Source organism: uncultured Tateyamaria sp. (assembly GCF_947503705.1).
GTDB lineage: Bacteria > Pseudomonadota > Alphaproteobacteria > Rhodobacterales > Rhodobacteraceae > Tateyamaria.
In genome coordinates this window covers 181664-203192 of sequence record NZ_CANNES010000006.1, presented here as the reverse complement: position 1 = coordinate 203192, position 21529 = coordinate 181664, and the positions used below count along the sequence as shown (strand labels likewise).

The following is a 21529-nucleotide window of genomic DNA, read 5'->3' as shown; positions in this document are numbered from 1 at the left end:
AAAGCCTTGGGGCGGCAAGTTCAACCATTCAGCGGGTTCAGCGAAGAGATTTCCCGCAGCTTGGCCCGCACCGCCCAGTCCGGGCCAAATCCGTATCGTGCCCAGCCCAGGCTGTCCAGCCTGACGGTGCGCGCCTCGGCGGACCGGCCCTGCAGGTCCAGTGCCTCGGCGCGCAACAGCAAAAGGGTCGACAGCAGCGCCGCGTTTTCGTTCTGCGCCGCCTCGTCGATGTGCGGGCTGAGGATCAGCATGGCCTGATCGCCGTCGCCACGGGTGATTGCATAGGCGGCCAGTTGGGTGGCCACATAGGCCCGGTGCAGATTGGCACCGGGGGTGGCAGCGTAATACTGATCGGCGGCGCGGAAATGGGTCTGGGCCGTTTTGGGATCAGAGGCCAGCAGGAGCCGCCCCTTGGCATAATGCGCAAAGGCGCGACGGTGGTCTTGCCAGCCCATGGCGCGGGCGATCTGGAGCGCCTGATCGGAGGCTTGCTGGCGTTGGCTGTTGGTTGATCCGGGGCCAAGGGCGGTCTGGATGGCCTGGCTCCAGGCGCGCGGCGTCCGGGTGGCGTAGTTGGCGCGCAGTCCGTCGCCTTGCGGGTTGATCCGGCTGAACACAGCGGGCAGGCGGCTGGCCACCTGGCCCCGGCTCATGCCGGAGCGCAGTTCAGGGGCGTAGTAGGCCCGCAGCATCATCATATCAAAACCCGTCAGGACCGTGTGCACATTGTCGTCGTTGAACACGGAGTCGGGCAGCCGGTAGAGGTCATTGAGCGGCCCAAGCGCTTGGGCCAGTTCTTCGTGCAGGCAGTCGCGCACCTCTTGGGGGCTGGCGTCATTGGGCAGGAAGATGGCCAGTTTTTCGCGGGTGCGCAGGTTGCTCCAACTGGTGCGTACGCTGCGCCGGTTGGGTTTGTATTCCGATATGGTGGTGATGTTGGGCACCACGAAACAGGCCGCATGGGGCAGGGCGCGGCGGATGTCGGCGCGGCTCACGGCCTCAATGGTGATGTTGGCGGGATTGCTCGGGGCCGTTTGATGGATGTCGATCCCTGCTTCGGTGCGCAGCCGGTAGATCAGCCGGTTCAGGTCACTGCCCAGCGAGGCGGGCGGCGCGCCCGTGACGCGGACGGAGATCGGCCCTTCGAACCGGGTGAAGACGGGCAGGTCGCGGCCGGATTCCAGTTGGAAGCTGAGTTCGATGAAGTCCAGCGCCAGGTCGTTATTCGATTTGATCGGCTGGTCAGGGCGCGGGGGCCCAAAGGTTTTCATCGGCGGCAGGTCGCTGGATTGCGGCAGGGCGCGCGTAGGCGTGTCGCCGGGCGTGACGGGTACGCAGGCGTTCAACACCAGCACCAGGGGCAGGACAAAGCGGCGCATCGGGCTCATCCTTTTTGGTACTTTATGAAGGGGGTGAGGGTTGCGACGCGGTCGTAAAGCTTGCGCGCTTCTGCGTTGTTATCCTGCGTCAGCCAATAGACGGTTGGCACTCCGGAGGCCTCGGCGGCGGCATAGACCCCTTCAATCAGCTTGCGGCCCACGCCGGTGCCGCGGGCTGCGGGCGTGGCATAGAGGTCTTGCAAATAGCAGGTGTTTTCGACGTTCCAGCCATGGCGGTGAAAGAGGTAATGGGTCAGGCCGACAAGCGTGCCGTTCTGTTCGGCCACCAAGCCATTGTAGTCTTGCGGGTCGTCGCCCAGCAGGCGATCGAAATAGATGTCAAAAATGTCCTGGGACCGTGAAGTGCCGTAAAAGTCGAGATAGGCCGCCCACAGATCACCCCAGCCGGAGCGATCCGACACGGAAAGTGGGCGCACAATAAGTGCGTCTGAACCATACATTTAAACTGCCTGCCTGCCTTTTAGCATTTTGGATGCGGGTGTTTTCACCTCTCATCAAGGTCAGGTTATGGAGCATTTCAGGCAAAATAAAGACATTTTACCGCGCCAGAGGTGAGGCGCGGGGCAGATGGGCGGAAATGTGACCGAAAAGACTCGGGTTTTTGGGTGGGCTTAGCGCTGACCGCGCGCCATGAAGGCGAGCCGTTCAAAGAGGTGCACGTCTTGCTCGTTCTTGAGCAGAGCGCCGTGCAATTTCGGCAGCGACGATGCACCCCCCGCCTTGAGGTCTTCCGCGCTCAGATCCTCGGCCAGGAGCAGCTTGAGCCAATCGAGAACTTCGGAAGTCGATGGTTTCTTCTTGAGGCCCTGCTGGTCGCGGATTTCAAAGAACTGGGTGAGGGCGGTCGTGAGCAGGCTTTCCTTGATGCCGGGGTGATGGACCTCGACGATCTGGCGCAGCGTGTCCATGTCGGGAAAGCGGATATAGTGAAAGAAACAGCGGCGCAGGAAAGCGTCCGGCAGTTCCTTTTCGTTGTTGGAGGTGATGATGACCACGGGGCGATTGACGGCTTTGATGGTCTCGCCGGTCTCGTAGACAAAGAACTCCATCTTATCGAGTTCCTGCAGCAGATCATTGGGGAATTCGATGTCTGCCTTGTCGATCTCGTCAATCAGAAGGACGACTTTTTCGCCCGCCTCAAAGGCCTCCCACAGCTTGCCCTTTTTGATGTAGTTTGCAACATCGTGCACCTTGTCTTCGCCAAGCTGGCTGTCGCGCAGGCGGGACACGGCGTCATATTCATACAGGCCCTGCTGGGCCCGGGTGGTGGATTTGATGTTCCATTCGATGAGGCGCAAACCAAGGCTGCGCGAGACCTGTTTGGCCAATTCTGTCTTGCCCGTACCGGGTTCACCCTTGACCAGAAGGGGCCGTTCGAGGGTCACGGCGGCATTGACCGCAATGGTGAGGTCGTCGGTTGCCACATAGGCGTCTGTGCCTTGGAATTTCATTTGGGTTCACCTTGTTGCGGTCAGGACTTGATGCGGTTGCTTTTAGCCAATCTGGGACGGGATTGTGTAGTGACAATCTTTCTGGCCTCAGATAGATGCACCCTCAGGGAACTGATCGGGGCAGTGCAGAGGATCGTTCATGTCTGATGTCAGTCATATCGAGGGGAAGCCAATGAAACAGGAAGTGTTTCTGCCGGAGGACTATCGCCCGGCCGATGACGAACCGTTCATGAATGAACGGCAAGTTGAGTATTTTCGCCGCAAGCTCTTGGACTGGCGGTCCGAGTTGCTGGCGGGCAGCAAGGACACCATCGAAGGGTTGCAGGACGGCACCCGGAATATTCCGGATGTGGCCGACCGCGCCAGCGAGGAAACTGACCGGGCGCTGGAACTGCGCACCCGGGACAGACAGCGCAAGCTGGTTGCCAAGATCGACGCGGCGCTGCGCCGGATCGACGAGGGCGAGTACGGATATTGCAACGTGACGGGCGAGCCGATTTCGCTCAAACGCCTCGACGCACGGCCCATCGCCACGATGAGCCTTGAGGCGCAAGAGCGTCACGAGCGCCGCGAAAAAGTGCATCGCGACGATTGATCGGTTAACGCAGCGTGCGGTGGCCCTTGACCGGGGGCCACTGGCAAGACTGTGCATTTTAGGTGGAGCAGTGTACGTTTTGTGCGCTGCTGCAACCGCTTAATCTCTACTGAATTTTTCAAAACGTACAGCTTCCCGCCGGGACTGTACGTTTTTGCGTTTTGAGCACGTTAACTGATCGCAAACGATTGCAGGCGCGTTAACGTTTGGAGGCTTGCATTCAGTTTTTGGCAACAGTCTGCGGAAATGACACATGAAGCATCGGTCGCGTCGATATTTTGAACAAGTGGCAGCTTTGAGCCCTTACTTACCAACTCTCTGCAGGACAGCGAATGTCCGGTCGTGAAACCGCAACTAAAACGTGTCGAAGTCGGGCATGTCAATTAAGACTCTCGCAGACGTCATAGAAACTACAATAGTCTGCGGTGACGTTCACACTCGTCATGGGGTGGCTGGAGAACTCAATTGTGGCGCCATCACGGCGCTCTCCAAATCTGTAGAGAGTAATGCTATCTCCAGCCCTCAAATACATGTTCTCGCCCACCACCTGCTCCCAACAGGTCATAAATGAATGGTCTGCAGCGTCGACATTAAGATACCCCGATAACGTTTCACAAGCTTCTGCACCCAGTTTTCCGAGGCTTTGGCCATTGAATGTAATCGAAGCGTTTCGAACTATCGCCGGTCCCAGCCCGACATTGACTAATTCAACACGAAAGAAGTCGTCACTGGAAGCTCTTAAATGTGTTGCTCCGATGAGCTTGGGAGAAACAGATACCCTGTTGTGCTCATAGGTAAGCCAGGATTGCCAACCTGTGAAAGCCAAGGCGAAGAAAGAAACACTCAAGGCAAGAATTGATAGAGTTCTATCCAGCATAGCGGTCCCCCATTGAGTCGTTCAGTGTCTTTCTAGCGTATGCATCCCCAAGCGCAGCACCATGCGTGACAGTTCTCACGGTTTTGGCCCGCAAGTACGGCAGAAATCAGCCTCAAGAACAACGGGACCTCTGAACGAAGTTCTACCTTGATTGGGAATCGGACCATTCGAAAAAACCTCATCAACAGCGCTTTGACTTATCCCGCTAAGGCTTGGAACACTGGGATCATTTGCGACTCCGTAATTGCCAACAGCGAAAACAATACGGGCCAGTGAGTCTTGCATCCAAGCGGCATCCCAAGTCAGCGGATTGACGCAAAACTCCACGCAGTTGTTGGCTAAGCCATCGCATACCGTCACGTCTATCCTGTCGCCGCCCGCACCAAGGCCATCCCAGCACTGCGCGGACGCAGCAATGGGGGAAAACGCGAGGAATAGGGTGATGGTACCAATTGACTTCATTCGCTTTCGCATATTGTCTTTCTCCAAAATTTATTTGCTAGGCTGCTGTAGCCAGCATGCACTGCCGAATCTCGGAAAGACAGCTTTAGAAGTCATGAAATACGTTTCCTAAGTGTTTTTGAGCGATGGCATGGTTCATGTTGCGGGCACCGTCCGAACAGATTGTAACAGTGCTTTCTTCATCCAAAGCGGCCACTTGCGCAGTCGCAGCGAATTGGCGGTTTGTCCGCAGAGCCGCTATTCAATGAAATTGGCGGCTGAATTGCTTTAACCGTGTCGCTTTGTGAATTTGATCCATCAAGCCTCCTTGGCCCGTCCCAGCATCCCAAACAGATCCCTTGGGTCATTCGGGTCGGCCAGCAGGTCAAGGGGGTGGTAGAAGGCTGTGCCTTCGATCTGATCGCGGACGTAGCGCAGGGCGGAGAAATCTTCGATCGCGAAGCCGACGCTGTCGAAGATCGTGATTTGTTTGTCGGAGGTTCGGCCTGCGGCAGCACCCGTCAGCACTTGCCAGAACTCGGTCACCGGGTGGTCGGGGGCCAGTTGCTGTATGTCGCCTTCGATCCGGGTTTGGGGCGGGTATTCCACAAAGATGTCGCCGCGCCGCAGGATGGCGGGGGCCACCTCGGTCTTGCCGGGGCAGTCGCCGCCGATGGCGTTGATGTGCACGCCGGCCCCCACCATGTTGTCCGTCAGGATCGTCGCATAGGCTTTGTCCGCCGTGCAGGTGGTCAGGATCTGAGCACCCTCGATGGCCGCTTCGGCTGTTGTGCAGGCCGTCACGTGCAGGCCTGTGCCCGCCAGGTTGGCCGCGCATTTGGCCGTCGCCGCCGGGTCGATGTCATAGAGCCGTACATGGGTGATGCCCGCGATGGCCTGCATGGCCAGCGACTGAAATTCGGACTGCGCTCCATTGCCGATCATGGCCATGGTGGTGGCCCCTTTGGGTGCCAGTGTCTTGGCCACCAGCGCCGAGGTTGCCGCTGTGCGCAGCGCCGTGAGCATCGTCATTTCCGTCAGCAGCACTGGGTAGCCTGTGCCCACATCGGCCAAGAGCCCAAAGGCGGTGACGGTTTGCAGGCCCTCGGACATGTTCTTGGGGTGGCCGTTGACGTATTTGAACCCATAGGTTTCGCCGTCAGAGGTGGGCATCAGCTCGATCACCCCTTCGGCGGAGTGCGAGGCCACGCGAGGCGTTTTGTCAAAGCTTTCCCAGCGGGCAAAGTCATCGGCGATGTAGCCCGCCAGCCCGCGCAACATGTCGGAGAGCCCCACATGGTGGATCAACTGCATCATGTGATCGACAGAGACGAAGGGCACGAGGGCCTTGTCGGAAGGTTGCATGCTGGGATCCTTTAGTAAGCGCGTGTGGGGCGGTCAAAGACGCGGCGGCCAAAGGCGGATGCCGTCAGGTCGACCATGACTTGAGCGGTGCGCCCCCGTTCGTCGAGGAAGGGGTTCAGCTCGACCAGGTCGAGTGAGGTCATGAGATCGCTGTCGCAGATCATCTCCATCACCAGGTGCCCCTCGCGGATGGTCGCACCGCCGGGGACGGTGGTGCCCACGGCGGGGGCGATGGCAGGGTCGAGGAAGTCGACGTCGAGCGAGACATGCAGCAGGCCGTTTGCGGCGGCCACCCGATCGAGAAAGGCAGCGAGCGGTTTGGCGATGCCGTGTTCGTCGATATGGCGCATGTCGATATAGGTCACATCGGTGGCCTCAAGGGCGGCCCGTTCCTCGGCATCGACGGAGCGCAGGCCCAGCATGGCGATACGCTCGTGCGGCACGGGGGTGGTGACAGCGGGAAAGCCGTCAAAGCCTTCGCGCCCGGTGACATAGCCCATGGGCGTGCCGTGCAGGTTGCCGGACCCTGTGGTGTCGGGCGTGTGGTAATCCGTGTGGGCGTCGAGCCAGAGCACGAAAAGCGGGCGGTTCAGCCCCGCAGCATGGGCGGCGGCCCCGTGAACGGTGCCGAGCGCGAGGGCGTGATCGCCCCCCATGAAGATCGGCAGGGCTGTGGCGCAGGCCGATTGTGCCGCGCGGGACAGCGCCGCCGTCCAGGCGATGTTTTCGGCGCGGGCGTAGACTGTGGGTTCTGCAACGTCCTCGAACGGGTCGGGTGCGACGTTGCCCTGATCCACCACCGTGTGGCCCAGAGTGCGCAGGGCGTCCGCCAGCCCCGCAGTACGGTAGGCGTCGGGGCCCATGAGGCAGCCCTGGCGGCGTTTGCCGCAATCGACGGGCGCGCCGATGAGGTGGATTTCTTTGCTGGGCATCGGGTGAGTCCTGTGCTGCATGTCGCGTTGCCCTTTAATTCTGGACAAAGCGGGATGTGGACAAGTCACCAAATTGCGCATATCGGGAAGCCATTGACCAAAATGGACAATTTAAATGGACAAAACGGACAATGCCCTGATCGCCGCCCTGCGCCATGACGCACGTGCCTCGTTATCTGACCTGTCGGCGCGACTGGGTCTGTCACGGGCCACCGTGCGGGCGCGGATCGACAAGCTGCGCAGCCGGGGCGATATTCTGGGCTTCACCGTGGTTCTGCGCGAGGACACGCTGCGCGACCCGGTGCGCGGGTTGATGATGATCGCGATTGAGGGCGGCGGGACCGAACGGATCATCCGCCAGTTGCATGGCATGTCCGAGCTGCGCGCGGTGCATTCGACCAATGGCCGCTGGGATGTGATTGTGGAGATCGGGACGGATACGCTGGAAAGCTTTGACGCGGTTCTGTTCCGTATCCGCCGCCTTGAGGGCGTGGTGGCCAGTGAAACGTCGTTGCTGTTGTCGACGCGGAAATCAGCCTAGGCGCGGCGGCGCAGCGCGGTGATCCAGATTGCGGCCAGCACCAGTGAGATCACCATGTTCCAGCCTGCCATGCTGAGCCCCGCCAATTGCCACGCGATGTCGTCGCAGCGCACAAGCGGCGCGCCCATGATCTGGTCAAAGAGCGCATTGGGATCAATGCTGTCGATGGCACCGGCGGTGCAGGTGGATGGCCCTTCCCACCATCCTTGTTCCACGCCCATGTGATAGCCGCCAATCCCTGCGGTCGTCAGCGCCGCGAGCGCGCCAACCAGGATCAGGGCGGACAGGATCATCGCGGGCAGGGGGATGAAGAATGCGATTGCGCCAAGCGCTGCGGCAACTGCGTGGGGGTAGCGCTGCCAGAGGCACATCTTGCACGGGGCATAGCCCAGGGCCTGAAACAGGAACGCCCCCGCCAACAATGCAGCTGAGCCAAGCGCGGCGAGCGCGATGAGGTTCTTGCGGGTCATAGACCAATCCATCCTTTGATCAGGCTGGCCAGGGTTGCCCCGGCGACGATCAGGGTGCCGATCCACGCGGTGCCCAGCACCATACCCAGCAGCACCAGTATTCCATCGCGCTGTAACAGACCCATGGCGACGATGACAACGGCAAGCCCGGGCACGGAATTTGTACCGGGCAGGGGCACGAGGATCGAGGCGCTGAAGAGCACAAGGCCCAAGCCCACGATCCGGTCAAGCGGCGCCTTGGTCAGGGCCGTCAAACGCGGGCGGCTGAATGCCTCGATCCGTTTCAGCCAGGGCGCTGAGCGGCGCGACAGCGTGCCGAGTCCTTCGGCAGAGAAGGTACGTGCGCTGAGGCTGCGGGGTAGCCATGGGGTGCGGCGGCCCAGCACGATCTGGGCCGAGACAAACATCAGCGGCAGCGCAACGATCTGGGGCAGCCCGTAGAGAAAGGGAATGCAGCAGGGCAGCGCCAGGATCAGCAGAAAGAGGCCGAAGGCCCGTTCATGCAGCTGCGCCATGATCCAGTCGAGCGTCACCGTCTTGCCACCGGTGTCGGAGACCAGTTGCGCAAGCCGATCAGAGATCGCCATGTCCTGTGCCAAAGCGGCCATTCTGTGAAACTCTCTGTTGCTGCTCGCGCTCCGCCTATCAAATCGGCGGTGGCTGTTCCAGTGCTCTGCACGCTTGCGCAAAAAATGTGGGCCTGAAGGGGCTTGGGCCGCTTGCCCATGCTTATGGCCCGGTGTAAGGAAGCCCCGAGGCCCAAGTGGCGGAATGGTAGACGCAGGGGATTCAAAATCCCCCGCCTTTGCGGGCGTGCCGGTTCGAGTCCGGCCTTGGGTACCAATAATAAATGCCTCACCAAAATGCGCGGTTTGTTGCGCGTCTGTCCCACAGTGAGACGCTGTGGGAAAAAGGGTGCCTGGGCCACCGAGTTGCAGATTGCGGCGGCACTGTTTCGGCCATTACGTGCCGGTCTGGCCGTCTTTTGCCAGGGTGATCGGCAACGGACCGGATCGGAGGGGTAGTGCCACCCGGCAGGCCGAAAAATTCACGTCACGAGTGGTTTGGAAAATTGGTGCGGCGCTCGTCGCGCAGCACGTTGGTCTCGGTGTTCGCAACCAGTGTCGGCGACACGCCATAGGTGCGCTTGAACGCCTGGCTGAAATGTGACGGAGATTTGAAACCGCACAGAAACGCAACCTCGTTGATGGCCCGGTGTCCGCCGCTTTTCGTGCTGGCCAGCAGAGACCTGGCAACGTCAAGCCGCACCTCGACGACATAGGCCATTACCCCGCCCGGCACGGGAAATGCGCGATACAGTGAGGCCCGGGACATCCCCAGATATTCGGCGATGGTCTTGGGCGTCAGTGTGGTGTCGGCGATGTTGTCCATCACAAAGACCCGCACGCGTTCCCGCAACGTTTCCTGGGGCTGATCGGCTTGGTCGCTCGCCAGCAGTCGTGACACGATGTCCTTGGCAATGAGATTGAGCGGATCATTCGCACCCAGCCCGCCGGTTTCGGTGAGCGTTGTTTCGACAGCCGAGATCGTATGTGACAGCAACCGCCCTGTCGCGGTGCTGCCGCGAAACGTGATCAGGCCACCAGCCTGGTCAGTGACTTTGCCAAGGGCTTCATCCGCCAGAAGCAGACGTGTCACGACGCCGGGACCCAGCGTGGCCCGCATGGAGTTTGCCGTGGTGATGTAGATGTCGCCGGTGTTCAGCTTGTAAGACACCTTTTCGGTCCCGACGACGGCTTCGCCCGCGCTGACAAGGCTCACGGCGACCAGACGACTGCCACGGCGGTTTGCGTCGCCGTTTGTGTGGATCAGGCGGTAACCTGTTGTTTCGACCCGGGATGTAAAAATCTCTTCTCCGAACATCCGGTGCACGCGATGTTGTTCAGGGCTTTCTGCACTGATCGGAGACAGTTCATGCCCGGAGAGCAGCCGCCTGGGGCTTTGGTCGGAAAACTGTGCGAAGGCGGCAAGCCGTTGCGAACGCTCAAATCGGTTGGAGTCAAAAGCGCTCGGGGGATTGCCTGGCATTCTCTTTTTTGACTCCAACGACACTGCCTTTCCTAAGTATTTCGTATCGGTGATGGCGGTTTTCAACCTGCCTTCCTGTCAGGTCGATGAGAGAAGGGGCGGCGGTTTCGGCGTGGTGCCGCGGCGCTCAGGCACTTTTCGACCTGGACGTGAATTCGAGTAAGGTGTCCTTGCGCCAGGCCCCGGGCGGTTTTCCGGTTTGGCGTTTGAAGGCGGCTGAAAAGGATGCTTCGGAATCGTAGCCCACTGACGCCGCGATGTCATAGATCGGGCGGATGGGGTCTTTCCTCAGCATCCGCATGGCCAGATGCATGCGCCAGTGCGTCAGATACCGCAGCGGTGGTTCGCCGGTCAGCAGTGCGAAGCGGGCGGCAAAATTGGACCGCGACATGCCCACTTTGACCGCCAATTCCCTGACCGACCAATTGTGAGCGGGGTCGGCATGCAGCAGCCGCAGGGCCTTGGAAATGTTGGGATCTTGCAGGCCTCGGATCCACCCAAGGTGATGGGATGTAGGCGTTTTCAACCATTGTCGCATGAAGTGGATGAACAAGAGGTTCAGTAACCCATCCAGTGCTGCAAGCGCGCCGGGCGCTTGTGTCGACGCTTCTTTCGCGATGCGCCGAAGAAGAGGGTCCACCCACTGTGAGGTGTCATCGCTTTCGCGGCGCAGGACAAGTTGATCCGGCAGGGTGTTGCCAAATTCGACCGTCCTTTCGCTGCCAAAATCAAAGCGCACGCAAATCAGCGAGGTTTCGGGGCCGTTGCCGCCCTTTACGATATTATGCACCTGACCGCCCTGAACCGAATGGGCGCTGACTTGAGTGTCTTCTTCGGAAAATGTCACGAAAGGGGCGTCTGACGCGCTGCTGAGTATGTGGGCGTGCCCTTGGGTAAAGAACGCCATGTCCCCCTCGTGAAGGCGGGTGGTTTTTCCCTTGAACGTGATCAGAACCGACCCTTTGGAGACAAGATGGAAGACCGCCTCGTTGTTTTCGGGGGACTGAAAGGCCCAATCTCCTCGAAGGCTCAACAGCCCCATCACGCGTCCTTTCACAAGAAAGTGGCTTAGAACGTCGCTCATCAGATCCATTTGGCTCAAAGGCTCCTCTTTATCCTTGAGCGGCGTTGCGAAAAGCCTCTCCTGGGTACCTTGCATCACGCTTGATCAAGCCTGCCCGGAGCAGAGAAAGAGACGAATGAAGCAGACGTTCGGCGTTTGGATGGGATGCGGCGGTATGATGGGGCATCGCGTGCCCTGAAATCTGCCACCAAAGACTTTTGCCCACCCGTTCGCGCCTGTCTCCTCCATGCGACTGGCGGACTGTCCGCCGGTCGGATTGCCCGACCTTTGCCCCATTGAAGCCAGCTCATCACGCTTGCCCCAAGGTAAAGCGGCGCCGTCAGGGGGCGGCAAGCCCCAGCAATATTATTGAGACGCTGACTAAAGACTCTGAGACAGTCGCACATGGTCTCGCCCAATGGTTGACCTTGGGACTTGCATATTTGCCTGACAATTGATCGGCATGGCCGTTTGGGCGCATGAGGCGACGGGCGTATGTCGACCCGCCTGACCATTGATCGCCCGATTTGAAGCTCCGGAAACGCCAAAGCGTTGAAGTCACTGCGCGATCAAGCTCGTTTGCTGCCTGCGCAACACCTTTGAGGTCAGTGATCGGGCATTCTGGACGCTCGGACAGAAGTTCCGGACCCCCCAAGATACCGGGGTCTCTAGCCACGAGGTAGGTGTCCGAAGCAGTAAACACCGCTTTACTCACTCGGGAGCGCGGCTGCGACCCATAACCCGACACTCCTATCGCGCCGTGCTCCCACCTTTTCTTCTTGCAGCCCCGAATAAGGGGCGCACCCGATCGAACGCACCCTAACGGGGCCCCGCTGCGTGCAGATGGCCCCAAAGCAAGGAATGAATACGAATGCCCACAAGTTTCACGTTTGGCCGCTCTTTCGCAAATGTGCCCAACGGCACCAGCTTTGTGTCTTCGCCGCAAGACGTTACCGCCACGGCGGTTGTGGATGATGGGGTAATCTCTGCGGGCGATCTGGTAATAATGTCGAATGTGTCCAGCGGTATAAGCGGGCAATCAGGCATTCAGGACGGCGATGTTGCCTACTATCTCGGGTCGCTCGATCTGGGTGGCAAGGTGGGGTACATCTTTTCAGTTTTCCCGACGATCGATGAATCCACCAGTTTCCTCATGCTCACGGACTCTGGTGCTGATCTTTCGGATGACGAAATGTCGACCTTTCGGTCTTTTCTGCTGGGGGCGTTGAACGATAGCTTTGCGCTCCAGCCGTTGTCGCCTGACCCGGCCTGTTTCCTGGAAGGAACGTTGATCAAAACCGCAAGCGGCGAAGTTCCTGTCCAGGATCTGTGTCCGGGTGATACCCTGGTCACGGTCGAGGGGCGGGAGACCACGGTCAAATTCGTGGGACGGCAAACCTTTGGCACCCGTTTTGGTGTGCCCGAACGTCTGGGCCTGGTCTGTATCCGGGCAGGTGCCCTCGGAAATGGTCTGCCGACGCGCGATCTTGTGGTCACGGCGGATCACGGCATGTGCGTCGAAGGGTTTCTGATCAATGCGAGCGCGCTGGTGAATGAAACCACAATTCACTGGTGGCATTTGAACCATCCCAACGATGTGTGCAGCGTCTATCATGTTGAAACCGACGCACATGAACTGATTTTGGCCGAAGGAACGCCTGCCGAGACTTTTGTGGATATCACAAGCCGACGCGTCTTTGATAACTTTGCCGAATATCAGGAACGCTACTACGACGAACCGGTCATCGAGGAGATGCGCATGATCCGGTTGCCCAGCTCTCGACTGGTTCCAGACAGTCTGCGCGATCAGTTACAGTGCAACGCAGATCGCCTGCAAACGGTCGACCAATCCTGAACGCTTGGGAACGGCTGCGCTGTCGCTTGATGTGGTGTGGGCCTGCGGGTCGATCTGTGCGTCAGCGGCTGGTTTTTACGCGGAACACAAGCCGTTAACCCATTGATTAGGGGGCACAGCGTGTGCCATCGCCGCGGGATGGCTTGGCGCTGTCGTCGCGTGCGTTTTGAGATGCCTGATCCTTCTGTCCCTGGATGCCCGCGGCAAAACTCCAACATGAAAATCAGCGCGCCCGTGTGATGGCGCTGGAGCCGGTCGTGTGATGCGGTTGTGCGGCGCGATCACTGACACGGCCGTCACCCGCGATTCGCCGAATGTGGCGTTGAATGCCGCATTTGAGGTTCAGTTTCCTAAAATTTGCGGCATTGATGCCGGATCGTGAACGGTAATGGGCGAGAATATGGCGGAAATCTACTCGCGCCCTGATTTGGCCTTTGTTTCCACTCTGGAAACCTGACGTTGAAACGCGTCATCGGCTGCGTCCCGCCCAACTCCTTATGTTTTGGGCGGTTAGGAGGAAAGTTGCCTACCTATGCGTGTATTGGCGAAAAATCGCCCACTACCGCCGGTTGCTGATTGTTTACATACTGTGCCGTTTGGCGCGTCGGACGGGCCCTAATGCAGCAGTTTTTCGGACATTTTTCCCTTTGTTTGCATCAATTGTGGGCCTATCACATCCATGCCCAACTGGGGGGCGATGTCTAAAGGTCACGGGGGCGACCGCACGAAACGCGCATTGTTTGCGATGCGATGAGACGTGTGTTCGCTGGGTTTGCTGCTGCAATTCTAGTGACGCAGAACTGCGACGACCATGTTGGTCGGCGTGTTCCCGCTGGTTTAGCGGGGTCTCCTCCATTTGTGGTGCGTTGGTGTGGTTGCCGGACCGAACGGCAAAGCCTGACGGGGTGTGTATTTTTGGTTGTCCGCTGATGTGCGGCACAGCGTGCCGGACAACGGTAAATGGAGACGATAACGATGGCTGATAATTTCAATGACCCCTTCGCCCAGAACCTTGTTGGTTTGTGGGATTTCCTGGGAAGCGACCCGAAAGCAGACACCGGCCTGGCCGATGGTATTGCCCAGAACGGGAGCACGCGCGGTGATGTGAATTTTGCTGGCGACCGCGCGCATTTTGATGGCCATGGTGATGTGTTCGATGTGGCGGGCGACAAAGAAGTGGCGGGCAACGACGCCCCATTTGATCTGTCCGAGGGCACGATCAGCGTTGAGTTCAGCCAGGACCAGCATGTCGGTTCGTCCCCCGACACCATCGTCAACCGTGGCGAGGAAAAAGACGCCCATGACGAGGGTTTCTTTGAGATCCGCGTGACCGAGGATGGCAAGGTCGAGGTCGAGCACATTTCCGCGAATGGCCAGATTGAGCTGAAGACGCCCAAGGATTTCTTTGAGCCCGGCGATGACATCAAGGTGACCTACACCTGGTCCGAAACCGGTGGCACATACCTTGTGCAGAACCTGACCCAGGGCACGGAAAATTCCCAGAATACGTCCGAAAACCTGACGATGGATATCGGCGACAATGACGACGAGTCCTTCAGCTTTGGCGCGCGTGAAAAGGACGATGGCGAGTACGATCACTATTTTGACGGCTCCATCGCTTATGTCGCGATCTATGATGTGGACGTGATCAACAACCCGCCCGTCGATCCTGATGGGATTGTGGACGGGACGGATGCCGGCGACCTGATCGACGTGAACTACGAAGGCGATCCGCAGGGCGACAGCATTGACGCAGGCGACGCGATCCTGCCGGGCGAAGCGCCCAATGACGATATTGTGGACGCGGGTGCAGGTAACGACACGATCCTGTCCGGTCTGGGCGAAGACGAAGTTTATGCCGGCAGCGGTGATGACAGCGTTGAGGGTGGTGCAGAAGACGACATCATCTATGGCGACAGCAATCTGGACCGTGGCCCCGATGCCACCGTGCGCGAAAGCTTTGAGTGGGATCTGGCCGGTGCTGCCGATGGCGCGGCCCTTGGTGGCTTTACCCAAAACACCGGGTCCGTCGATGTGACCTTTAGCCAGACGGCTGCGGGTGCGCATTCCGTCACCGAGTTTTCCTCGAACGAACAGAATGTTGCGGGCATTGATGCCGATGGCAATCCTGTAGACGACAATAGCGGTCTGTTCAGCAACTCGCTGAGCGGGGCGGGCACGTCGAACGACTACAAACTGGATTTCTCGGCTGAGGTCGAGAATGTATCCTTCCGGGTCAATGACATTGACGGTGACGGCGTTGTCCGCATCAAGGCCTTTGACGCGGATGGCAATCCCATCGAGGTGAACCTGACCGCAGGTGGCAACCTGACCCTGCTGGACACCGATGCGGTGGCCGGTGCCGATACTGCCGACAGCAATGGCGGATATGACGGTGAGGACACGCCCAGCTATTCCGTGCTGGTCGACATTCCGGGCCCTGTTGCCCGCATCGAGATCGAGCACGATCAAAATGGCGACAACAACACAGGCATCTGGGTCACGGACGTTTATTTCGACGCCTCGACCGGTCCTGTGGACGACGGCGAAGACGGCAACGACACCCTGAACGGTGGTGGCGGCGATGACCTGATCTTTGGCGAAGGCGGCGACGACCGCATCTTTGGTGGTGCGGGCAACGACACCCAAATCGGTGGTGACGGCAACGACACACTTGGCGGTGCTGATGCCGGTGATGACGTCTTCTTTGGGGGTGCGGGTGACGACATGGTCGAGGCCTCCTGGGGCAATGACACCATCGACGGCGGCACTGGTAATGATGACCTTTGGGCCTCGTCCGACGATGACCTCGTCAACGGCGGTCAAGGCGACGACAGCATCAATGGCGGTCTGGGCAATGACGTGTTGTTTGGTGACGCGGGCGATGACAGCATTTCCGGTGGGTCGGACAGCGACACCATCGACGGCGGCGCAGGCAATGACAGCATTGACGGCGACGCGGCCTTTAAGGATGACAACGGCAACGGTGCGGCGGACGTCATCGACGGCGGGTCGGGCAACGACACCATCAACGGCGAAGATGGCGACGACACCATCAGCGGTGGCGCGGGCGATGATCTGGTCGACGGCGGCGTTGGCAATGACGTCATCTATGGCGACGATGACGGAAATGGCGCAGGTTCGAACCTGATCCAGAACGGGTCGTTCGAGAACACCGCCGGCATGACGACAACCGGCTACGGCTTTGTCGGCACGGGCTCTGTTCCCGGCTGGACAGAAAGCAACGACGCCGAGATCGACTTCCATTCCGATGGGCGCGGGGGCGTGGACGCCTCTGACGGTTCCAACTGGCTGGACCTGTCCGCCTCGCCCAGCGAGGGCGTGATCGGCCAGGATGTTGGCGGTGTCGAAGACGGTCAGACCTATACCCTGACCTTTGACGCGGCCGATGGCGACGGCCTTCCCGGTGGCGACAACCAGATCAACGTGATCTGGGGTGGTGAGGTTATCGCCACCATCGACCCTTCCAGCAGCGACATGGAGCAGTTCACATTCGAGCTGACCGGCGGGTCGGGAGACGGCAGCAACCGTCTGGAATTCGGCAATGTGGGCGGCAACGACAACTTTGGTGCCTCCATCGACAATGTGAGCCTGGTCAGCACTGCTGATATTGTTGGCGGCGACGACACGTTGAATGGTGGCATTGGCGACGATGAAATCTATGGCCAGGGTGGCGACGATGTCATCACCGGCGGCGAAGGCGATGACACCCTGTCGGGTGGCGCGGATGCCGACACCATCTTTGGTGGGGCAGGCGACGAGGTTGACGGTGGCGCGGGTGGTTTCAGCACCAACCCTGCTGAAAACACCGACCTCGACGTGCTGGATCTGACCGGTCAGGGGCCATTCTTCCTCGACAATGTCACGCCAGACAGCAACGGCAACGGCATCAACGGCACGGTTGTGTTTGTGGATGGCAACGGCAATCCCAATGGTCTGACCCTCACCTTTACCGAGATCGAAGAGGTCGTCGGTGACGAGATCAACCGTGGCCCCGATGCGGTGGACGACACCGCCGAGGTGGACGAGGACGGCAGCGTTGACATCAACGTTCTGGGCAATGACACCGATCCGGATGGCGATGACCTTGAGGTAACCGATGCGTCCTCGCCCGATGGGGAGGTAACCATCAACCCCGATGGCACGCTGACCTTTGAGCCGAACGAGAACTTCAACGGCGACACGACCATCACTTACACCGTCAGCGACGGCAATGGTGGCGAAGACACCGCCACCGTCAATGTCACCGTGAACCCGGTGAATGACGCGCCCGATGCCGTCAACGATACCGCCGAAACGGACGAAGACACCCCCGTCACCATCGATGCGGTTGCCAATGACACTGATGTGGATGGCGACGACCTGACCATCACTGGCGCATCCGTTCCTGCCGAGCAGGGCACAGTCGACATCGTGGACAACAAGCTGGTCTTTACGCCTGCCGAGAACTTCAACGGCGATGCCACGATTTCCTATTCGATCTCGGACGGCAATGGCGGCACGGACACGGCTGACGTGATCGTGACGGTCAACCCGGTCAATGATGATCCGGTGGCTGTGGATGACCTTGGCGAGACCATGGAAGATGAGCCCGTCACCCTGAACCTGGTGGGCAATGACACCGATGTGGACGGCGACACCCTGCTGATCGGCACCGTTTCCGTGCCGCCAGAGCAAGGCACCGTGGTCAACAATGGCGACGGTACGGCGACCTTCACGCCCGCTGAAAACTTCAATGGCCCGGCCACCATCACCTATACCGTCGTTGACGGTCAGGGCGGCGAAGACGAAGGCCAGGCCATCGTCAATGTGGGTGCGGTCAATGACGGACCGACGGCTGTGGATGATATTGCCGAGACCGACGAAGACACGTCCGTCACCATCGATGCGATCGGCAACGACACCGACCCGGATGGCGATCTGCTTGAGATCACGGGTGCTTCGGTACCTGCGGATCAGGGCACCGTGGACATCGTGGACAACAAGTTGGTCTTTACGCCTGCCGAGAACTTCAACGGCGACGCGACTATCACCTATACCATCACCGACAACAATGGTGGCACGGATACCGGCGAAGTCGCAGTGACCGTCAACCCCGTCAATGATGACCCGGTGGCCGTGGATGATATCGAGACCACGGACGAAGATGTGGCTGTGGTTGTTGACCTGGTTGGCAATGACACCGATGTGGATGGCGACACATTGACCATCGGCACCGTTTCGGTTCCGCCAGAGCAGGGCACAGTCGTTGACAATGGCGATGGCACGGCGACGTTCACACCGGCGTTGAACTTCAACGGTCCGGCAACCATCACCTATACCGTGATTGACGGGAATGGTGGCGAGGACGAAGGTCAGGCCATCGTGTCGGTGGGTGCCGTCAATGACGGCCCCGTGGCCGAAGATGACGTGGCCGAAACCGACGAGGACACCAGCGTCGACATCACCGTTCTGACCAATGACAGCGACGCCGATGGCGATGAGCTGAATGTCATCTCGGCTGTGGTTCCGCCGGAGCAAGGCGAGGTTGTCGTCAACGGTGACAACACCCTGACCTTTACGCCTGCGGACGATTTCAACGGCGAAGCGACGATCACCTACACCATTTCTGACGGCAATGGCGGTTCGGACACGGCGGATGTTGTGGTCACAGTGAACGGCGTCAATGACGGCCCTGTGGCCAATGACGATGCCGACACGGCCAATGAAGACGGCCCAGCCATCGACATTGATCTGACCGGCAACGACACCGACGCGGACGGCGATGATCTGGAAATCCAGTCCATCGACACCACCGGCACATTGGGCTCGGTCACCATCAACCCCGATGACGACTCGGTTTCTTATGACGCCAATGGCGCCTTCGAGAGCCTGGGGGCGGGCGAAACCGCGACCGACACCTTTACCTATACGGTTGAGGACGGGAACGGTGGCACCGACACGGCGACGGTTACCGTCACGGTTGAGGGCGAGAACGATGGCCCCACGGCCAATGATGATGCCTCTGACACCGAGTTTGACACGCCTGTCACCTTTGACGTGCTGGCCAATGACACCGATCCGGACACCAATGACGTGCTTGAGATCACCAGTGCCACGTCGCCCGATGGCGATGTCGTCGACAACGGCGACGGTACGCTGACCTTCACGCCGACACCCGGCTTTGAGGGCCCTGCCGAGATCACCTATACGATTTCGGACGGCAATGGCGGCACGGATGAAGGTGTATGGACTGTTACGGTGGCCGAACAGCCGCTGGACGGGATTGTCTCCAACGGTGACGATGGTGCGCTGATCGACGAAAGCTATGACGGCGACCCAGAGGGCGACGTTGTTGACGGCGGCGACAACATCTTCTCCAACGATCCTGAGGATGCCGACGACGACATTATCGAAGCAGGCGGCGGCAATGACACGATCATTGCGGGCGAAGGCGACGACAGCGTCGATGCGGGCACGGGCGACGACCAGGTTCATGGTGGTCCGGGCAATGACACGCTGAACGGTGAAGACGGTGAAGACACCATCAACGGTGGTGCTGGCGACGACAGTGTCGACGGCGGGGCCGATGATGACGAGATCAACACCGGCGACGGCAGCGATACCGTCGAAGGTGGCACCGGCAACGACAGCATCGACACCGGCAATGGTGAGTTCCTGCCTGACCTTGGCTTCCCCAATGACGATGGCACGCCTGCACCGGGCTTCCCCTTCGGCTTTGCGGCGGATGAGAACCCTGACGATGACCTCGACTTTGTTGACGGTGGGGACGGTGATGACACCATTTCAACCGGGGACGATGCCGATACGATCATCGGCGGTGACGGCAATGACGTCATTGACGGCGGCATCGACGACGATGTGATCCAAGGGGACGACTCGACCGATCCGACGGCGACGGGCGATGACCGTATCGTCGGTGGTGAAGGGAATGACCTGATCGAAGGTGGAAGCGGCGACGACACCATCTATGCCGGCAACGATCCTGTCCTGGGTCTGGACCAGCTGAACATCGAGGATGACGGGTCCAACCCGATCTTCCCTGCGGATCCGCGCCCTGACAACGGCAAGGACACAGTGTTTGGCGGCGACGGCAATGATGTCATCTTTGGCGCGGACGACGACGACGAGCTGTTTGGTGAGGAAGGCAACGACACCATCGACGGCGAGATCGACGACGATCTGATCGACGGCGGTGTTGGCGACGACAGCCTGTTGGGTGGTCAAGGCAACGACACGATCTTTGGTGGTGACGACAACGACTTTATCGACGGGGGCCGCAATGCGGACACTCTGGACGGTGGAGACGGCAGCGACACCATCTTTGGCGGCAACGGTGCCGACAGCATCGACGGGGGCGAAGGCGACGACGTTCTTGATGGTGGCACCGGCGACGACACGCTGAACGGTGGTGATGGCAATGACAGCATCACCGGTGCGACCGGTGACGATGTGATTGACGGCGGTGCCGGAAACGACACCATCGACGGCGGCAATGGCGGTCAGGACATCATGTCGGGTGGCGACGATCGCGACCTGTTCATCAATGTCGATGCGGGCGAGACGGTGGACGGGAACGAAGGCGGCGACGACTTTGACACCCTCGATCTGCGTGGCTCTGCCCAGGGTGGCGGTTCTTTGCAGGTCGTGTTCGATCCAACCAACCCTGAAAACGGTGTGGTCAACTACTTTGACAACAACGGCGATCCTGCCGGCACGCTGACATTCACCAATATCGAGAATGTCATCCCCTGCTTTACCCCGGGCACGCTGATTGCGACGCCATCAGGTGAGCGCCGTGTCGAAGAGCTGAAGGTTGGTGATCGGGTCATCACCCGCGACAACGGCATCCAGCAAATCCGCTGGGTCGGCGCGCGTGACATGTCCGGTGCCGAATTGGCAGCCGCCGCACATCTGCGCCCGGTTCTGATCCAGAAAGGCGCGTTGGGTGCCGGTCTGCCAGAGCGTGACATGCTTGTCTCTCCACAGCACCGCGTGCTGATGGCCAATGACAAGACGGCGCTGTACTTCGACGAAAGCGAAGTTCTGGTGGCGGCCAAGCACCTGACGGGTATGGACGGGATTGATGTGGTGGAGGCGTCGGCCACGACCTACATCCACGTGATGTTTGATCATCACGAGGTGATCCTGTCGGATGGGGCCTGGACCGAAAGCTTCCAGCCTGGTGATCAGACCCTGGCGTCTATGGGAGATGCGCAGCGCGCGGAAATCCTGGAACTGTTCCCTGAACTGGAAACAGCCGCCGGGATCGAAGCCTACAGCGCGGCCCGCCGCAGCCTGAAAAAGCACGAAGCGCAGCTGCTCACGCAGTAAGCGCGCCTCGGGCGACACCGGTATACGCCGGCGACCACATTTCAGAACAATGCAGCTCCCTGCGCGTGATTCGCGCAGGGCACGTGGAACGGGGCAGGGGGCTGCACCCGTTTTTCGTGTTCAATACGACCGCAC

General features: G+C 59.7%; 14 protein-coding genes and 1 tRNA gene. 5 read left to right on the top strand and 10 right to left on the bottom strand.

Going from position 1 to position 21529, the window contains the following annotated elements; all coding sequences use genetic code 11:
• Positions 1–20: 20 nt before the first annotated feature.
• From Q1A44_RS14910 to Q1A44_RS14900, 3 genes are all read right to left on the bottom strand, one after another.
• Positions 21–1379: a DUF2927 domain-containing protein gene (locus Q1A44_RS14910; protein ID WP_299626771.1), complete on the bottom strand. Its 1359-nt coding sequence runs from the start codon at positions 1377–1379 to the stop codon at positions 21–23.
• A 5-nt stretch (positions 1380–1384) separates the two neighbouring features.
• Positions 1385–1840 (bottom strand): GNAT family N-acetyltransferase, encoded by a 456-nt coding sequence (locus Q1A44_RS14905; protein WP_299626768.1) that lies wholly within the window; start codon positions 1838–1840, stop codon positions 1385–1387.
• Positions 1841–2011: 171 nt separating this feature from the next.
• On the bottom strand, positions 2012–2851 hold the full coding sequence (locus Q1A44_RS14900) for a MoxR family ATPase (protein WP_299626765.1): 840 nt from the start codon (positions 2849–2851) through the stop codon (positions 2012–2014).
• A 172-nt stretch (positions 2852–3023) separates the two neighbouring features.
• Between Q1A44_RS14900 and dksA the strand changes: the two genes are divergently transcribed.
• A complete protein-coding gene (gene dksA, locus Q1A44_RS14895) occupies positions 3024–3446 on the top strand; it encodes an RNA polymerase-binding protein DksA (RefSeq protein WP_299626918.1) in 423 nt (140 codons plus the stop codon).
• A gap of 379 nt (positions 3447–3825) precedes the next feature.
• On the opposite strand, the gene Q1A44_RS14890 is transcribed toward dksA, so the two are convergent.
• From Q1A44_RS14890 to rocF, 3 genes are all read right to left on the bottom strand, one after another.
• A complete protein-coding gene (locus Q1A44_RS14890) occupies positions 3826–4323 on the bottom strand; it encodes a hypothetical protein (protein ID WP_299626762.1) in 498 nt (165 codons plus the stop codon).
• Between the two features lie 759 nt (positions 4324–5082).
• Positions 5083–6129: an ornithine cyclodeaminase gene (locus tag Q1A44_RS14885; protein ID WP_299626759.1), complete on the bottom strand. Its 1047-nt coding sequence runs from the start codon at positions 6127–6129 to the stop codon at positions 5083–5085.
• A gap of 11 nt (positions 6130–6140) precedes the next feature.
• Positions 6141–7061: an arginase gene (gene rocF, locus Q1A44_RS14880; protein WP_299626756.1), complete on the bottom strand. Its 921-nt coding sequence runs from the start codon at positions 7059–7061 to the stop codon at positions 6141–6143.
• A gap of 115 nt (positions 7062–7176) precedes the next feature.
• Between rocF and Q1A44_RS14875 the strand changes: the two genes are divergently transcribed.
• On the top strand, positions 7177–7602 hold the full coding sequence (locus Q1A44_RS14875) for an Lrp/AsnC family transcriptional regulator (protein ID WP_299626753.1): 426 nt from the start codon (positions 7177–7179) through the stop codon (positions 7600–7602).
• Here the strand turns inward: Q1A44_RS14875 and Q1A44_RS14870 are convergent.
• Positions 7599–8072 (bottom strand): disulfide bond formation protein B, encoded by a 474-nt coding sequence (locus Q1A44_RS14870; protein ID WP_299626750.1) that lies wholly within the window; start codon positions 8070–8072, stop codon positions 7599–7601. The genes Q1A44_RS14875 and Q1A44_RS14870 overlap by 4 nt on opposite strands.
• A complete protein-coding gene (locus tag Q1A44_RS14865) occupies positions 8069–8680 on the bottom strand; it encodes an exopolysaccharide biosynthesis protein (RefSeq protein ID WP_299626747.1) in 612 nt (203 codons plus the stop codon). The genes Q1A44_RS14870 and Q1A44_RS14865 overlap by 4 nt, the downstream gene beginning before the upstream one ends.
• A gap of 149 nt (positions 8681–8829) precedes the next feature.
• Here Q1A44_RS14865 and Q1A44_RS14860 point away from each other — a divergent pair.
• Positions 8830–8915 (top strand) — tRNA-Leu (locus tag Q1A44_RS14860).
• A gap of 210 nt (positions 8916–9125) precedes the next feature.
• Here Q1A44_RS14860 and Q1A44_RS14855 read toward each other — a convergent pair.
• Together Q1A44_RS14855 and Q1A44_RS14850 are read right to left on the bottom strand one after the other, a co-directional pair.
• Positions 9126–10187: an AraC family transcriptional regulator gene (locus tag Q1A44_RS14855; protein ID WP_299626744.1), complete on the bottom strand. Its 1062-nt coding sequence runs from the start codon at positions 10185–10187 to the stop codon at positions 9126–9128.
• A 61-nt stretch (positions 10188–10248) separates the two neighbouring features.
• A complete protein-coding gene (locus tag Q1A44_RS14850; RefSeq protein WP_299626741.1) occupies positions 10249–11205 on the bottom strand; it encodes an AraC family transcriptional regulator in 957 nt (318 codons plus the stop codon).
• A gap of 850 nt (positions 11206–12055) precedes the next feature.
• Between Q1A44_RS14850 and Q1A44_RS14845 the strand changes: the two genes are divergently transcribed.
• Positions 12056–13039, top strand: coding sequence for a Hint domain-containing protein (locus Q1A44_RS14845; RefSeq protein ID WP_299626738.1), 984 nt, complete (start codon positions 12056–12058; stop codon positions 13037–13039).
• A gap of 975 nt (positions 13040–14014) precedes the next feature.
• On the top strand, positions 14015–21394 hold the full coding sequence (locus Q1A44_RS14840) for a tandem-95 repeat protein (RefSeq protein ID WP_299626735.1): 7380 nt from the start codon (positions 14015–14017) through the stop codon (positions 21392–21394).
• Positions 21395–21529: the final 135 nt, after the last annotated feature.

Bases quoted from the DNA above. Each gene is read 5' to 3' on its own strand.
- Q1A44_RS14910 (WP_299626771.1), bottom strand. From the start codon at position 1,379: ATGCGCCGCTTTGTCCTGCCCCTGGTGCTGGTGTTGAACGCCTGCGTA.
- Q1A44_RS14905 (WP_299626768.1), bottom strand. From the start codon at position 1,840: ATGTATGGTTCAGACGCACTTATTGTGCGCCCACTTTCCGTGTCGGAT.
- Q1A44_RS14900 (WP_299626765.1), bottom strand. From the start codon at position 2,851: ATGAAATTCCAAGGCACAGACGCCTATGTGGCAACCGACGACCTCACC.
- dksA (WP_299626918.1), top strand. From the start codon at position 3,024: ATGAAACAGGAAGTGTTTCTGCCGGAGGACTATCGCCCGGCCGATGAC.
- Q1A44_RS14890 (WP_299626762.1), bottom strand. From the start codon at position 4,323: ATGCTGGATAGAACTCTATCAATTCTTGCCTTGAGTGTTTCTTTCTTC.
- Q1A44_RS14885 (WP_299626759.1), bottom strand. From the start codon at position 6,129: ATGCAACCTTCCGACAAGGCCCTCGTGCCCTTCGTCTCTGTCGATCAC.
- rocF (WP_299626756.1), bottom strand. From the start codon at position 7,061: ATGCCCAGCAAAGAAATCCACCTCATCGGCGCGCCCGTCGATTGCGGC.
- Q1A44_RS14875 (WP_299626753.1), top strand. From the start codon at position 7,177: ATGGACAAAACGGACAATGCCCTGATCGCCGCCCTGCGCCATGACGCA.
- Q1A44_RS14870 (WP_299626750.1), bottom strand. From the start codon at position 8,072: ATGACCCGCAAGAACCTCATCGCGCTCGCCGCGCTTGGCTCAGCTGCA.
- Q1A44_RS14865 (WP_299626747.1), bottom strand. From the start codon at position 8,680: ATGGCCGCTTTGGCACAGGACATGGCGATCTCTGATCGGCTTGCGCAA.
- Q1A44_RS14850 (WP_299626741.1), bottom strand. From the start codon at position 11,205: ATGAGCGACGTTCTAAGCCACTTTCTTGTGAAAGGACGCGTGATGGGG.
- Q1A44_RS14845 (WP_299626738.1), top strand. From the start codon at position 12,056: ATGCCCACAAGTTTCACGTTTGGCCGCTCTTTCGCAAATGTGCCCAAC.
- Q1A44_RS14840 (WP_299626735.1), top strand. From the start codon at position 14,015: ATGGCTGATAATTTCAATGACCCCTTCGCCCAGAACCTTGTTGGTTTG.